This window comes from Bradyrhizobium sp. BRP22 (assembly GCF_020194175.1).
GTDB lineage: Bacteria > Pseudomonadota > Alphaproteobacteria > Rhizobiales > Xanthobacteraceae > Bradyrhizobium.
The window spans coordinates 135555-150053 of the sequence record NZ_JADYVX010000005.1 but is presented as its reverse complement, the minus strand read 5'-3'; the positions used below and the strand labels follow the sequence as shown (position 1 = coordinate 150053).

At 65.0% G+C, this 14499-nt stretch carries 16 protein-coding genes; 6 read left to right on the top strand and 10 right to left on the bottom strand.

All coding sequences use genetic code 11. The annotated features are described in order from the left end of the window. Positions 1-104: 104 nt before the first annotated feature. Together I6F35_RS09155 and I6F35_RS09150 are read right to left on the bottom strand one after the other, a co-directional pair. Positions 105-749: a glutamine cyclotransferase gene (locus I6F35_RS09155; RefSeq protein WP_225117325.1), complete on the bottom strand. Its 645-nt coding sequence runs from the start codon at positions 747-749 to the stop codon at positions 105-107. A gap of 34 nt (positions 750-783) precedes the next feature. After that, the gene (locus tag I6F35_RS09150) at positions 784-2004 is read right to left on the bottom strand and encodes a helix-turn-helix domain-containing protein (protein WP_225117324.1); all 1221 of its coding nucleotides are present in this window, start codon (positions 2002-2004) and stop codon (positions 784-786) included. 104 nt (positions 2005-2108) lie between these two features. Between I6F35_RS09150 and I6F35_RS40135 the strand changes: the two genes are divergently transcribed. The 3 genes from I6F35_RS40135 to I6F35_RS09140 all read left to right on the top strand — a co-directional run bounded on the left by I6F35_RS40135 (position 2109) and on the right by I6F35_RS09140 (position 3621). Next, complete coding sequence (locus I6F35_RS40135; protein ID WP_275945447.1) at positions 2109-2234, top strand: hypothetical protein; 126 nt, start codon at positions 2109-2111, stop codon at positions 2232-2234. A 2-nt stretch (positions 2235-2236) separates the two neighbouring features. Further along, entirely contained in the window at positions 2237-2560 is a 324-nt protein-coding gene (locus tag I6F35_RS09145; protein WP_225117323.1) for a hypothetical protein, read from the top strand. Positions 2561-2652: 92 nt separating this feature from the next. After that, positions 2653-3621 (top strand): SDR family NAD(P)-dependent oxidoreductase, encoded by a 969-nt coding sequence (locus tag I6F35_RS09140; RefSeq protein ID WP_225117322.1) that lies wholly within the window; start codon positions 2653-2655, stop codon positions 3619-3621. Positions 3622-3624: 3 nt separating this feature from the next. Here I6F35_RS09140 and I6F35_RS09135 read toward each other — a convergent pair whose 3' ends face one another. Then, positions 3625-4092: a GcrA family cell cycle regulator gene (locus I6F35_RS09135; RefSeq protein ID WP_225117321.1), complete on the bottom strand. Its 468-nt coding sequence runs from the start codon at positions 4090-4092 to the stop codon at positions 3625-3627. 79 nt (positions 4093-4171) lie between these two features. After that, positions 4172-4369: a hypothetical protein gene (locus I6F35_RS09130; RefSeq protein ID WP_027580595.1), complete on the bottom strand. Its 198-nt coding sequence runs from the start codon at positions 4367-4369 to the stop codon at positions 4172-4174. Positions 4370-4649: 280 nt separating this feature from the next. Here I6F35_RS09130 and I6F35_RS09125 point away from each other — a divergent pair, with 280 nt between their 5' ends. Beyond that, positions 4650-4997: a GrlR family regulatory protein gene (locus I6F35_RS09125; RefSeq protein WP_225117320.1), complete on the top strand. Its 348-nt coding sequence runs from the start codon at positions 4650-4652 to the stop codon at positions 4995-4997. Here I6F35_RS09125 and I6F35_RS09120 read toward each other — a convergent pair. Together I6F35_RS09120 and I6F35_RS09115 are read right to left on the bottom strand one after the other, a co-directional pair. Further along, positions 4992-6830 (bottom strand): AMP-binding protein, encoded by a 1839-nt coding sequence (locus tag I6F35_RS09120; RefSeq protein WP_225117319.1) that lies wholly within the window; start codon positions 6828-6830, stop codon positions 4992-4994. The genes I6F35_RS09125 and I6F35_RS09120 overlap by 6 nt on opposite strands. A 181-nt stretch (positions 6831-7011) precedes the next feature. Continuing rightward, entirely contained in the window at positions 7012-7953 is a 942-nt protein-coding gene (locus tag I6F35_RS09115; RefSeq protein ID WP_225117318.1) for an acetamidase/formamidase family protein, read from the bottom strand. A 272-nt stretch (positions 7954-8225) separates the two neighbouring features. Here I6F35_RS09115 and I6F35_RS09110 point away from each other — a divergent pair, with 272 nt between their 5' ends. Further along, positions 8226-9029 (top strand): YdcF family protein, encoded by an 804-nt coding sequence (locus I6F35_RS09110; protein WP_225117317.1) that lies wholly within the window; start codon positions 8226-8228, stop codon positions 9027-9029. A 43-nt stretch (positions 9030-9072) separates the two neighbouring features. On the opposite strand, the gene I6F35_RS09105 is transcribed toward I6F35_RS09110, so the two are convergent. The 4 genes from I6F35_RS09105 to I6F35_RS09090 form a co-directional block, all read right to left on the bottom strand. Beyond that, a complete protein-coding gene (locus tag I6F35_RS09105) occupies positions 9073-9651 on the bottom strand; it encodes a DsrE family protein (RefSeq protein WP_225117511.1) in 579 nt (192 codons plus the stop codon). Positions 9652-9700: 49 nt separating this feature from the next. Beyond that, positions 9701-10330 (bottom strand): hypothetical protein, encoded by a 630-nt coding sequence (locus I6F35_RS09100; protein WP_225117316.1) that lies wholly within the window; start codon positions 10328-10330, stop codon positions 9701-9703. Then, positions 10327-11373, bottom strand: coding sequence for a TAXI family TRAP transporter solute-binding subunit (locus I6F35_RS09095; RefSeq protein ID WP_225117315.1), 1047 nt, complete (start codon positions 11371-11373; stop codon positions 10327-10329). The genes I6F35_RS09100 and I6F35_RS09095 overlap by 4 nt, the downstream gene beginning before the upstream one ends. A 70-nt stretch (positions 11374-11443) precedes the next feature. Continuing rightward, complete coding sequence (locus I6F35_RS09090; RefSeq protein WP_225117314.1) at positions 11444-13252, bottom strand: hypothetical protein; 1809 nt, start codon at positions 13250-13252, stop codon at positions 11444-11446. 302 nt (positions 13253-13554) lie between these two features. Here I6F35_RS09090 and I6F35_RS09085 point away from each other — a divergent pair, with 302 nt between their 5' ends. Continuing rightward, positions 13555-14340, top strand: a complete 786-nt coding sequence (locus I6F35_RS09085) for a DUF169 domain-containing protein (protein ID WP_225117313.1) — start codon at positions 13555-13557, stop codon at positions 14338-14340. Positions 14341-14499 lie beyond the last annotated feature (159 nt).

Genomic DNA, 14499 nt, shown 5'->3' with positions numbered 1-14499 from the left:
TTTGTCACCCCACCTCCACCAGCTTCTCGTCGGACCGGTGCAGCGAACAGGAGGCGGACACGTCGACTGAGCTGGCAGACGACGTGTCGGGAGTTGCCTGTCTCCTACCGTGAGCTTCGCTTCGGCCGGCGGACGGCGCGCACCCTGCCGCTGTTGCCGCCGCCGCAGAAGAATTGATCGCGTCCGTCGGATTCCAGTCCTGAGACGCTGACGCCGGGCGGTAACTGCAGACGCTCCAGGGCTTCCCCGGTCTTGGGATCAATTCGGGTCAGATCGCCTTCGTCGCCTTCCCAGGTGCCGTGCCAGAGCTCGCCATCGATCCAGGTGACGCCGGTGACGAAGCGGTTGGATTGGATGGTGCGGAGGATCGCGCCGGTTTGCGGATCGATCTGGTGGATCTTCCGCTCCCGGTACTGCCCGACCCAGAGCGTGCCTTCAGCCCAGGCCAGCCCTGAGTCTCCGCCGCCGCCGGGTGAGGGGATCGTGGCGAGCACACGGCCGCTCTTCGGATCGATCTTCTGGATGGTATCCTCGGCGATCTGAAACAGATGCTGGCCGTCGAACGCCGTTCCCGCATGCGCAGGAACCTCGATCGCGCGCACCGTGTCCCCGCTCGCCGGATCCATGGCGTTGATCCGGTCGCCGGACGCGAACCAGACGAGCTTGCCGTCGAAGGTCAACCCGTGAACGTGGTCAACGCCCGGGAATGGGCCATATTCGCGGATGATTTCGGCTGCTGATGTAATCATGCTTTCCTCCTCGCTGTTCGAAAGTGGAGGCACCCTAGCCACCCGGCAGCGGCGCGGTGAGTAACAAGGTCGTCGCGAATCCGGGCAGCGGCGGCGTCATCCAGCGGCGCGCGCGCCCGCGGCCGAACGACTGCACCTTGTCTTTCGTCGCGAGCTCGTCGAGCGCCCGCTGCACGGTGCGCTGACTGGCGCCGAGCGCGAGCGCCAGTGCCGAGCTCGACCACGACTCGCCGTCGGCGAGAAAGGCGAGCACCTCGGCGTGGTCCTCTTCGACCGGGCGCGCCAGCACGACGATGTCGCGTGCGTGGCGTGGCACCAGCGCGAAGCCTTGTTTGGTGGCGCTGACGTCGGCGAGCGTGCGCAGCATCCTGCGAAGCCGCCCGATCTCGACCCGCAACCGGGCGCGATGCGATTCATCGGCATGCTTGCCGCGGAAGGCCTGCGCAATCAGCGTCTCCCTGGTCACATCGTTCGGCCAGGCTTCGGCAAGCGCGCGGGCGAGCGCGAACAGAACCGGACGCGTGGCGAGCGAGACCGTCGTGTCCCTCTCACGCATCACGTAGCGGCAGGCATCCACGATCAGCGACTTCGAGGCCAGCAACGCTTCCACTTCATCGAGCAGGAGCGGGCGCTCCTCGCCGCGTGCAATGAGGCGCGCCGCGGGCGCGCCGAGCAGCAGGGCCGCGCTTTCGACCTCAGCCGTCAGCGCGGGGATACGTGCCTGCCGCGCCGCAGCCTCGGCGCGCGCCAGCGCGGCACGGGCCGGTTTGGTCCGGAGGCGGCGCATCGCGATGCCCGCCAGGACCAATTCATGTGCGGCCCGCGAGGCCGGCGGGAACGGCGAGGGATCAAGGTCGGCAAGCCTGCGCTCGGCCTCATCCAGGCGTCCGATCAGGAGCAGGCGCCGGATCTCGAGATAGCGCGCATGCGCGGCGTTGACGAAATCGCTGTGCGCTTCCAGCGTCGCCCGCGCGGCATCGAGCGCCTTGGCTGGGAAGCCGAGGTCGCGCGAAGCCAGCGCGATCTCGGCCTCCGCGACGACGCATCTGGCGCGCGCCACCGCCTCCTTCGGACCGAAGGCGCGCGCCGCGCTGCGCAGCAGGGCCTTGGCGCGGATGAAATCGCCGAGCTGCGCCATCGCGATGCCACGAAGCGCCAGCGCGGCTGCATCCTCGCGCAGCGCAACGCGGTTCAATGCGCCGAGAGGATCGCCCATCGCGAGCGCACGCGCGGCGGCCGTGATCAGCGAGTCCATCGGAATCCCGTCACACTTGTCACTCTCACCCCTTCAGCGCCCCGTCCTAGTCTACCTCACCGTTACAGACCAGTACGCAGCGAGGAGGCAAAAGGAGGCGAGCCATGGTCGACTGGACAATCCTTTCCCCAACATTCCTCACCGCCACGGTGGAGTGGGCCGAGGCCGTCGTCACGGTGCTGACGGTCGGCCCAAGCCACGCGACGGACGAATCCGGCGTCGAGGGATGATGATGACGACGCATCGCCCAAAGCTCGACGTTGCGGCGGCGAACGAGGTTTCGCCATCCCAGCGTTCGAGCCTCACAACCAAGATCTCCGCGGCCGACTGGCTGTCGCTCGCCGCCGCGCCGACCTTCGCGATCATGGCGCTGCTCACCGGCGCAGTCAGCGGCGCGCCTGAGATGCTCTGCTCGCAGGCCACGTCACCGTTCGGGGGAATGGTGCCGATGTACGCACTGATGAGTGCCTTCCATCTGGCGCCGTGGCTGAAACTGATTTCGAGGCGGCTAGGTGGCGAAGCGTCGCAACTGGATCGCGGCTCTGGCATTGGCTAGTCTCGTCGTCATCGGCACAGCGAGCGCCGGGCGTCGATTTCCGCCTCGTGGAATGGGACGCATAACAACCAACGAAAAGGGAAGCGTCTCCAATGAAGGAATTTGCCGGGAAGATTGCCGTGATCACGGGCGGCGGGACAGGCATGGGGCGCGAGCTGGCGCGGCAGCTCGTGGCGGAAGGATGCAACGTCGCGATGTGCGACGTCTCGCTCGAGGCGATGGCCGAGACGAAGCGGCTGTGCGAAACCGAGAAGCTGCCGCAGGGATTGCGCGTCACCACGCATGTTGCCGACGTCTCGATCGAGGATCACTTCAAGCGCTTTCGCGACGAGGTGATCGAGCAGCAGGCGACCGACAGAATCCACCTCTTGATCAACAATGCCGGCATCGGCGGCGGTGGCAGCCTGTTCACCAATACGCGCGAGCAGTGGGAGCGCACCTTCAACATCTGCTGGGGCGGCGTCTATCTCGGCGTGCGCACCTTCCTGCCGCTCCTGGTGAAGGCGGACGAGGGCCATATCGTCAACACCTCCAGCGTCAACGGGTTCTGGGCGAGCGTCGGCTTGGGCGTGTCGCACACCGCCTACAGCGCGGCGAAATTCGCGGTGAAGGGATTCACCGAGGCGCTGATCAACGATCTCCGGCTGAACGCGCCGCACATCAAGTGCTCGGTGGTGATGCCCGGCCATATCGGTACGTCGATCGTTTCCAACACACGCAAGGTGCAGAGCGGCTCGGAGTCCGACCGGCTCACCGAGCAGGAAATCCTGCAGGCGCGCCAGCGCATGAAAGGCGCAGGCCTCGATGTCGACGCGATGTCGGACGAACAGATCCAGCAGGCCGCGCTCGACCGGGCGCGGACGTTCCACGATGACGCGCCGACCACGGCGGCCGCTGCGGCAAAGATCATCCTCGACGGCGTCAAGGCCGATCGCTGGCGCATCCTGGTCGGCGAGGACGCCCATGTGCTCGACGAGCGCGTGCGGCAGACGCCGGAACTGGCCTACACGCCGGAATTCCTCGAGCGCATCAAGGCGGATGTCGGCTGGCGGCTCGGCTGAAAATTACCCGCGCGCCGCGCGCGGGCGAGTGCCGGGCTGATAGGCGAGCCGGGCGTGCCCCGCGCAATAGGGCAGGCCGTCGACCGGCCGGTTGCCGCAGAAGCGGAAATCCGTGGCATCAGGCGTCTCGACCGGCCAGCGGCAGCGCTGCTCGTCGAGCTCGAGCAGGGAGCAGCAATGGCCGTTCGCGATCGGCGCCTCCGGTGGCGCCTCGCCGTATTCGGCGTGCAGCAACCGGATCTGATGCCGCACCGTCCTTGCCCGCGGCGAGCGGGGCGAGGCCTTTCGCGCCGGCCGCGCTGCGTCGTCGCGCGGCTCCCGTGTCAGGTTGAGGCGGGAGAGCTTGCCGATCACGGCGTTGCGGCTGACGCCGATGTCGGCGGCGATCTGGCGGCAGGTCAATCCGGCATCGAAGCAGCGCTTCAGCTGTTCGACACGCTCGGGGGTCCAGATCGATAGGATGGCGGTCATGGCGATGGTCCCAGGTTGCCGGACAGTAGTGTCCGGATTGGCTTGACCACGCCTCGGCCAGACCGTCTGACGCCTCGCTTCACGGCTTACCGTTGTCGCGGATCGACAACAGCCCATCCTTGATCGCGAGGCGGATGCCTTCCTCGATCAGGGTCCGGGCGACGCCGGGGACGCTGGTGCCGTGGGTGCCCTGTCTCACCAGCTTCTCCATGTAAGCGATGGTCGAGAGCGCCAAAGTGACGGGAATGCGATCGGTCTCGGCTTTCTCCGTGGCCATGCCAAAACGCTAGCCTTTTACGCGTGTACAGAAAAGTATCTATTCAGACTCTATTTAGTTTTGCACCGGCGAGTCAAATTGATTCGCTTTTCGAGCGTTATCCTGTTGGAAATTCATCAGAAAGAAGATTTCGCCCTTGGGGATAACGCGCGCCGCCGCTGTTCGTTGCCCAGTCGGCAGGCGCTGAGGGCGCGGCGAAACGCGCAACGGATTCGCCGATTTATGGGATTGCTTCTGCCGGCCCGGGCCGACGATGATGCGCCGGGAAAATTCGGGCGCGATGACGGTAACGAACGGGCTCTACACCATTCAGATCGAGATGACCGAGGGCGGGCAGGGCCGTGCCAGCGGCGTCATCGTGCTGCACGATGGCAGGATCGCGGGCGGAGATTCGTACTTCTACTACTCAGGCTCCTACAGCGCCGATCACGGCAAATGGCGCGGCGAGCTGACCACCAGCGAGCACACCAGGTCCGTCGGCGTATTGCCGCTGTTCGGCGGACGCGATGTGACCTGCGGCTTCACCGGCCTCTATTCGCCCGACACCGCGCAGGTGAGCGGGACGGCGCTGGTCGGAAAGACCAGCGTCATGTTCGTTGCCAGGCTGATGCTGCGCTCGAAGCTATGAGGCTGAGGCCGCCTCGACCTCGACCTTGACCGGGAATTTCTGCAACAGCCGGCCAGCCGCCTCCGCCTTGTCGGGCGGGGCGTTGACCCGAAGATAGAGCCCGCGCGAGGGATCGGTGATCGCTTCCACGTTCACCTCCTTGGCGAGGCCCTGCGCGGCGAGCAACTCGCGCGCGGCATCTCCGGCGGCGATCTCGCGCAGCTTCGGCTTGAAGATCTTGCCGACCGGCGTCACCGGCATTTCAGGGATCACCGAGACCGCGCGCGGCCGCGCCGGCGGCTCGGGGATGTTCTCCTGCACGAAGGCGGCGAGCGCCTGCGCATCGACCTGGACGCCGGGCTGGGTCGAGACGAACAGCATCGGCACTTCGCCCGCATAGGCGTCGGGGCGCCCCACCGCCGCGGCGAGCGCGACGCCCGGAAACTGCAGCGCCGCATCCTCGATCGAGCGCGGATCGATGTTGTGGCCGCCGCGGATGATGACGTCCTTGGCGCGGCCCATGATGTAGACGAAGCCGTCGGCATCGATCCGGCAGATGTCGCCGGTGCGCAGCCAGCCGTCGTGGAAGGCATCCTCGGTCTGCTTCTTGTCGACATAGCCGGCGAACACCTGTGGCCCGCGCGTCAGCAGTTCGCCGACCGGAGAAGGCCATGGGCCAGTGTGCAGCTTGCCGTCAGCGAGGATCGCAAGCTCGACCAGCGGATTGCAGGTGCCGACGGCTTCGGGCCGCGGCTTGATGCCGTGAACATCGTGGGTGATGGCGCCGGCGAGCTCGGTCATGCCGTAGAGCTGCTGGATGCAGGGCCCGCCCCAGGCCGCAAGATAGCGGCGTTCGATCTCCAGCGGGCAGATTGAGGCGCCCGTAGCGGTCACGCGCAGGGACGAGATGTCGGCATCGCCGACCGGGACACCGGCGATGGCGCCGAGCGCCGTCGGCACGTTGCCGTTGATGTTGACGCGGTATTTCTCGACGATCTTCCAGAAATTCGTGATCAGCGCCGGATCGCGCGCGCCGGCAGGGCCGGGGATGAACATGGTCGCGCCGGCCGACAGGCTGTTGGCGGCGGTGCAGAACAGGCCGCCGACATGGAACAGCGGCAGCGTGATCGTGCAGCGTTCGCCCTTTCGGAAGTCCAGCGCCATCCGCGAGGAGACCGTGGAGGCGACCATGGCGCGGTTGGTGAGCCGCGCCACCTTGGGATGGCCGGTGGTGCCGCCGGTCGGCAGCATCACCGCGACGCGGTCGGCTTCGGAGAAGTCCTTCGACCGGCCGTAATCGTCGCGCCAGGCCGGATCGGGCTTAAGGACCTCTCCGTCGAAGGAGATGGTGCCGTCGAGCGGCACGATCACGATGCGCTTGAGCGAAGGTACGTCGCGCTGCAGGCCCTCGATCTTCTCGTAGAGCCCGCCCGGCATGCCCGGGGGCGGCGCCAGCAGCAGTTTTGCCTGCACCGCATTGAGCTGGGCGATGATGGCCTCGCGCGTGAACAGGAGGTTGAGCGGCTCGGCGATGCCGCACGCCGCCGCGCCCCAGATCGCTGCGATCGCGGCGGGGCAGCTCGGCAGCAGGATCGCGATGGTGTCTTCCTTGCCGATGCCCTCACGGCGGAAGACGTTTTCCGCGGCCTTGATGGAGCCCATGAGCTGATCGTTCGAGAGGATCACGGGATTGAGATCGAGCGGCGAGCGCAGGTAGATGACGCCTTCCGCATTGGGATCGCCGAGCGGACCGCGGGCGATCAGATCGAGGATGCGCGGGCAGGCGGCGAGCTCGTCCCGCATTTCCTGTTCGCGCGCGGCTTCTTCCGCCGGCGATAGCCTTTCCTTGAGCATGTCTCTCCCTGTGGCCTTGTTTTGGTTTGGGAGATTGTATCGAGCAGGGCTCGCACAGCACAAGTGCGGCAATCGGTCATTCCTCTTGGCGCCGGTCATTCCGGGATGGTCCGGAGGACCAGACCCGGAATCTCGAGATTCCGGGTTCGATGCTGCGCATCGCCCCGGAATGACACCTCGCTCAGCCGTGGACGATGGCCTTTGCGATCATGCAATGAATGCCTTTCGAGCCGTTCACGGTTTGCGTTACCCGCAGATCGGCTGCGAGGCTGCACAGCGTGTAGGCATCCTCGCGCGACAGATTCCGCTTCTCCCCGAGCAGAGCGATCATGTCGCGCAGCGCCCGCACCACGCATTGGTCGAGATCCGGGTCCATCGCCATCGTCATGTAGTGATCGGCGGTCTCGGCGCGGGGATAATTGAGCCGCAGGTCCTTGCGCAGCGTCAATTTGAAGCGGCCCTGCAGTGCGGTCTCGATCGCGGTGACGCAGACCTCGCCGTCGCCCTGCACGCCGTGCCCATCGCCGCAGGAGAACAGCGCGCCGGGCACGAACACCGGCAAATAGAGTTTTGCGCCCGGGCCGAGCTCCTTGTTGTCGAGATTGCCGCCCATCGCGCGCGGGATCAGCGAGGTGATGCGGCCCCAGGCCGGCGGCGGCGCCACGCCCATCACGCCGAAGAAGGGTTTGAGCGGCAGCTCCAATCCCCAGGGCAGGCGGCCGACCATCCGCTCGCGATCCAGCGGGATGTTGAGGATGCGCGGTTCGTGAAAATCGTCGGGCAGGGTGCCGGAGAGCGGACGGATCAGATTATAGCCCCAGTCCTGCCGTAGCCCGACATCGAGGATATCGACCTCCAGCACGTCGCCCGGCTCGGCACCCTCCACCGCGACCGGGCCGGTGAGGATATGACCCGGCAGCATCCGCTCGGACCTCGCATGGATTTCGGCAAGCTGGGGCGGGATGTGAAACCTGCCCCGGTCAGGCACCACGTCGGGGCCGCCGCTGACGGTATCGATGGTGACCTCGTCGCCGCTCTTGATCGCAAGCACCGGCTTGAGCTTTGCTTCGAAGAAGCCCCAGTGGCAGGTCTCCGGGCTGGCGGGCAGATGATGGTGTGTCATGGGATGTCTCGACCGGGCATGTCATGCGTGAGGTGCGTCCCATTTAGAATGGGCTTTTGCGGTCAGATCAATCGTTGCCGGATCACATCCGGCGGAGATCATTAGGGCATGAGCATGTACGACGCGCCATGAAAGGCAATTGGCGTGAACTCGTGCACTGAGGCGGTGACGCTCGCAATCTCGTTCAGCGATTCGAGTCCGGCCGAGATGGCCTGCTCCTGGATTTGCTGCTAAGGCGCTCCCCAGCTTGATCGGATCGGAGGCCGCCGCGGGTGTTTTTTGTGCTGTCGAAGACGCTCGGGGTCATGCTGTTGCCGGGCAATTTCCTGATCGGCATCGGCGTGCTCGGCGCGATCCTGCTCGCGACGCGGTTTGCCGCGCTTGGCCGCAAGCTTCTGATCGCGGTCATCGCGCTGCTTGTCGTGGCCGGCTTCTCGCCGCTTGGAAACCTGCTGCTCTACCCGCTGGAGACGCGCTTTCCGCCGTGGAATCCAACGGAAGGGATCCCGGATGGCATCGTCGTGCTCGGCGGCTCGGTCGATGCCGATCTTTCGGTCGCGCATGACACCCCGATCGTGCGCAACGCGGCGGACCGCATCATCGCCGCGGCCGAGCTCGCACGGAAATATCCGAATGCGCGCGTGGTGTTTTCCGGCGGCAGCGCCAACCTGATTTCCAATGACGCCAAGGAGGCTGATTTCGTCGCGGAAATCTTCGAAAGCCTCGGTGTCGCAAAATCGCGGCTCATCATCGAGCGGCAATCGCGCAACACCTGGGAGAATGCCGAATTCTCCAAGGCGCTGGTGGCGCCGAGACCAGGCGAGCGCTGGCTCCTGGTGACGTCGGCGTTCCACATGCCGCGATCAATCGGGCTGTTTCGGAAAGTGGGTTTTCCGGTCGAGCCCTATCCTGTCGACTGGCGGGTCGGGACAGGCAACGACGTCTTCTGGTTTACCAACAGCGCGCTCGATGGATTGTCGCGGACCGATCTTGCAGTGCGCGAGTGGATGGGCCTCGTTGCCTATCGCGCCGTCGGCCGAACCGACGAGCTGCTGCCGGGGCCGTCAACGAACTAGATAGTGTACTTATAAGCCCGATGGCACAGAGCGGAGCGACGTCTCACAATTTGACGTAGCTCCAGCCCTGCTCCTGCAGCTCGATGACGCGGACGACGCCGGATTTTACAATCGTCGCCTGTGGAATGAGGCTGATGTCTTTATTCTCCGCCTTACTCATGTTTGCCTGGGTGTTACCGCAGGCTTTGAAGGAGATTTCCGGATTGCTCATCGCAAGCGCCTCGATGCGCGCTTTCACCGGAGAGGTGTCATCGCGCAGCATGTGAAGGCCGGGGCCAAAGGTGACAACCTCGATCGACACGTCTTCACCGAGATTGCGATAGTATTGCGCAACGTTGGTCGCATTGTTCAACGCGAGATTCATCATCGCGGGTTCGTTGGAATTGACCTGCAGGAGCAGTTGATGCGGCTTCTTCCCGGCGACCTCGGCGGGCTTTGTCACCAGCGCCAGTTTCTGCTTGCCCGCCTGGTCCTGCTTGCTCTCCTGCTTCTGCCTGATCGGCTCTTTCTGCTTGCTTATCCGGTACTGCTTGCTCGCTTGCGGCTTCACCTGATTGTCCAGTTGCGCCTGTGCGGTCGGCGCGATCAGGAGCAACATCGCCAAGCCGGCAACGGCTGCTATCATCAGATTTCCATTTCCGATCATCCTGCTTCTCCCTGTCCCATGACCATCAGTCTCCTGGCCTGGCGACGGCATGTGGCCATTTGCACGCCGCCGCCAGCTTTTCGCGCACGATCTTGAATCCGCCGAGCAGGAAATACCCTTCCTGGGCCGCGCCGGTGCGGGTCGACAGACGGACTGCAACGCCGCCGTCTTCGGGCAGCGATTGCAGCAAACGCACGACGTCGCCCCGGACGGCGACACCGGTCCCGAATGACGACAAGGCGGCCGCAAGCTGCACCGGTGGATTGGCATTGACACGGTAGGAGATGGCGTACTCCTCGGCGCTGCGTGAGACCGCCGGTCCTGCCAGCGCGAGCTCGGTGCGGCCTTTGCGGCAGTGGATCGACAGTTGCATTGCGGCGCCATCCGAGCCACCGCGAGAGAACGTGGTGGCGGTGACGATCGGCGAATAATCCACCGGCGAGGTGGTTTCGCTGAGCAGCCAGTTGTCGTATGGCGCCGGACGACCAGGCGGCGCAATCTTGCGCGACAGGGCCTCCAGACATTCCAGCCGGGCCGCTCCCTCCATCACCGAGCAGGCCCGAAGATTTGTCATCGGATCGTTCGTGCCCTGCGCGTAGGCGATGCCGCAAACGATCTTGAACGTGACGGCGACGGGAACAGCAGCGGCCTTCATGGCGGCGCCTGCGCGCTGCGCGCCTTGCTGCGATCCAGCCATTGCTGCGCGGCCGGGAAGCGGGCCAGTCCGGGGACGGTCGCTGCGAGATTGATCGACTTCCATTTCGGGTCAAAACCCGGCGCCTGCAGGCGGTCGATCCGCGAGAACAGGTAGTCGACAAAGCGCGCGACGCGTTGATAACGATTCGACTGCGGCGGCCAGTTGAACGCGACAAGCGCGGTCGGCACCGCGATGGTCGACACCCGCTCGCCCTGCTTGATCAGATTGGGATACTCATTCGGCTCCAGCGTTGCGGGCAGGTAGTAATCCTCGAACTTGCTGTCGTATTGGATCGGGAGAAACTTGAATCCCGTCTCCCAGCGGCCGCGCACGAAGGCATCGACCGGTTTGGACGTGATGAACACCACGGCCGCCATCTCACCCTTGCGCATCTGTTCCAGGGCGACCTGATGGGGAATGAACGTCTTCTCGACCTCGACGCCAAGACGGCTGAAGATCAGCGGTCCTGAATAGGCGGCTGCCGTGCCCTGGGTGTTGAAGTTCACTTTCTTGCCGGCGAGATCCTGCAGGCTTGCAATTTCCGGTCGGACGAAAACATGCAGCTCGGACGGGAAGAGATTGAGCAGGTAGGTGATGCGGCTCCGGATCTGCGGCACTTGAATCCTGTACTCTTCGAGCGCGTCGGAATTGATGATTGCCGTGTCGACGCCGCGCAGATAGAGCAGCGAGTTCAGATTTTCCGTGGCGCCCCGGGTGACGATCGGCAGCAGATGCAGGTTTGCGCCATCATCGACGACGCGGGCCATTTCCGCGGCCAGGCGAATCGGCGCGCCCTCCAGCAAGCCGCCGGCGAGCCCAACGGTCCAGGCATTCATCCGCTCCTTTTCGGTCTCCTGCGGCAGGGAGCGTCGAACCGCCTGTGCGTTGCCCTTGGAGGGTTGCGCGGTCTGTGCTTCCACCTCAGCCGGCTGAAGCATCATGGCGAGGGGCAGCAGTGCGGCGAGCAGGAGCAACGAGCGTGACCTTGGCAGCGTGTTCATGTCAGTCCCCCTCTCGATCATCAACTGCGGCAGCCAGTGTCATCATGTTGGACGCAACAAACCTGTCCTCTCACCGGGATAGCGCGTCGAGCCGATCCTTGGCCTCGCGAATACCGCCACGGTGTGCCTTCGCGTAAAGCTCTCGCGCCTTGGCCGCTTCGCCGCGCGTTCCATAGGTGCCCCAGGCAGACAAGATGGCGGGATCATATGTCTCCGCGAGCATGAAGCTTGCCTGCGCATTGTCGTTCTCGGCGGCGCGCTCAAGCACGATCCGCGCCGCGCCGATATTGCCCTGGCCGAGCAATGCGCTGGCGCGCGCGATCAGTCGGGCCGCCTCCGCCTTGTCCTGGTCTGCGGCTGTCGGCGGCTCCGTAACCGCCGCAGCCACGGTCTGTGTCGCCGGCACGATCGGGCCTTCAATTGCGCGCTCCACGGTCACGCGCTCATCGATGGGCCGCCGTACGGATGCAAGCTCCCGGGCCATGGCTTCGGTTCTGCTCCGCTCCCGCTGCAGCAGCTGCCGCAGTTCGGCGATCTCTCGCTCCGCCGCCTGTCTCTGCCGGGCGGCTTCGTCGTTCGCCTTGCGCGACTGCATGTCCCGGGCCTCGATCTCGCGGCGCGTTCCGGAAAGTTCGTTTGTGAGCGCCGTCGCGCGGGCCTGCGCCTCCTCGAGCGCGCGAGACTGTTGCTCGGCGCTTGCCATTGCCGCGTGCGCGGTCTCGGCCTCTCTCACAAGGGCGGCGGTTTTTTCCCGCTCCTGTTGCAGCGACTGCCGCAGCTCCGCGATGGTGGCCTCAGCCGCCTGCTTCTGCTGTACAGCTTCATCAAGCGCCTTTGGCTGCGCGGTCTGGCTCTCGATCTCGCTGCGCGCTCCGGCGAGTTCGCTCGCGAGCGCCGCGGCACGCATCTTTGCCTCGTCGAGCGCGCGGCTCTGCTGCTCGGCACTCGCCGTCATCGCCTGGCGCGCCGCGCCGACCTCCCGGGTAAGGGCTGCAGTCCTTTCCCGCTCCTGCTCCAGCGACTGCCGCAGTTCCGCGATCTCTCCTTCGGTCGCCTGTCTCGGTTGCGCAGCCGCATCGTCCGCCTTGCGCGTCTCGACGTCCCGGGTCTCGGTCTCGCTGCGCCTTCCGCTCAGTTCGTTCGCGAGCGTGGTGGCGCGGGCCTGTTCCTGGCGTAGCGACTGCCGCAGCTCCTCCGCTGCAATTTCCGCTGCCTCCCAGCGCTGCACCGCGTCGTCCTGGAACTTGCTCGACAGTGCCAGCATCGCCTCCAGGTCGCCGCGGACTTTCGCGAGTTCGGCCGCCAGTGCGGCGGATCTTTCGCGTTCCTGGTGCAGTGACTGCCGCAAGTCGGCGGACGTGGCCGCCGCGAGCTCGCCCGCCGCGGCGTCCTTGTGTGAAATCTCGTCTTCGAGCGCTTGGCGACGCTGGACCGTGCCGGCCAACAGCACGGGCCGAGAAGCGTCAGTATCCTGCATGAGGGCCGCTGTTTCGCGCTGAATGCGGCCTTGCCAAGCAGTCGCGACCTCTGGCTTCAGATTGAGTTCGGCGGCGCGCCAGCCTTCGGTCGTTTCGGAGGCCGCGCGTTCGCTGAATGCATCGAATACACCGACGATTGCGGCCGCAACGAGGATTACAGCGATCAAAGACGTCAACCTTCGACCCGTCCGACCTAATGGGCCGCTCGACTGCTCGTCCTCTAGAAACACATCCTCAGTTATCGGATACCAATGCGTGGGCGCTATATTGATCGGATGTCCACTTTTCCAGACCCATTCGCCCGTCTCGGATGACCAGTGCGCGATATCAAAGGCCCCGGTCGCACTCTCGACCCAGATGTCCTTGCCGTCCCTTGGTGCAGTATCAATCGGCTGGCGCATGTATGACGCCTTTGTCTTCGTATTCAATCGGACCACGTGTAATCGGATTGACGTCGCGGCAATTCGGGTGCCTGCGGCCCCCATGTGTCCCAACGAATAAAACGCCGTTTAAATACGAAATTAACATCATTTAAATAAAAATTAAAGTCAAATTAAATACCCGGTATCTCACGGCGAAAACTGTCGCGCCGTCCTCACAGGAGGACAACGCCGCCCGCGGCAATGCTGGTGGGAGTTCCCGGGTCGCAGCCGGCTGCCGATCGGGCTAAGGTTGCGGCAAAAAGATCCCGGGAACTCACGCCATGCAACAGCAGATACCGCCGGAACAATTCGATCCCGCCGCGATGGTGGCCGATCTCAACAGCCTGCTCAGGCTGAAGACGACCGTGATCGGCCTGAAGCTGTTCGAGCGGGTCGAGGACATGATGGCGATCCCCAAGATCCGGCGCCCGACGGCCGTCCACACCACCGACCAGATCGTCAGCATGGCCTCGCGGCTCGGCTGGACGGTCGGCGTCACCGCCGACGATCTGGTCGGCGCGCAGTGCCGCGCCGTGATCGGACTCGCGCCGCAAGATGAGAAATGGCTCGCGGGCGAATCCTACGTCGGGGTGTGGCACGGCACCGCGGAGGACGCGCGCAAGCGGCAGGAAGCGCTGGATGTAGTGCCCTATGGCCGATACCAGGCCTTTGCGGCGAGCCCGCTGGCGAGCGGCCGACTCAATCCGCCCGACATCTGCCTCGTCTATGCGACGCCGGGGCAGATGATCATCCTGATCAACGGGCTGCAATATACCGGCTACAAGAAGTTCGAATGGAGCGTGGTCGGCGAGACAGCGTGCGCGGATTCCTGGGGGCGGGCACTGAGGACGCGCGAGCCGTCGCTGTCGCTGCCATGTTTCGCCGAACGGCGCTATGGCGGCGTGCCTGACGAGGAGATGCTGATGGCGCTGCCGCCCGCCGATCTTGCCAAGGCGATCGCCGGCATGAAGCAACTCGCCAGGAACGGCCTGCGCTATCCGATCGCGCCCTACGGCATCCAGGCCGACGTGCGCGCCGGCATGGGCGTGTCCTATGCCAAGAAATAGCCATTGCGAAATGATGCCAAACGCGTCATTGCGAGCCAACGGGTCGGCGCGTAGCGCCGCCCGATGACAGGCTCCGTGAAGCAATCCATGCTGCCGCCTGCGGAGAGATGGATTGCTTCGTCGCGGAGCTTGTCATCGGGCCCGCCAGAGGCGGGACCG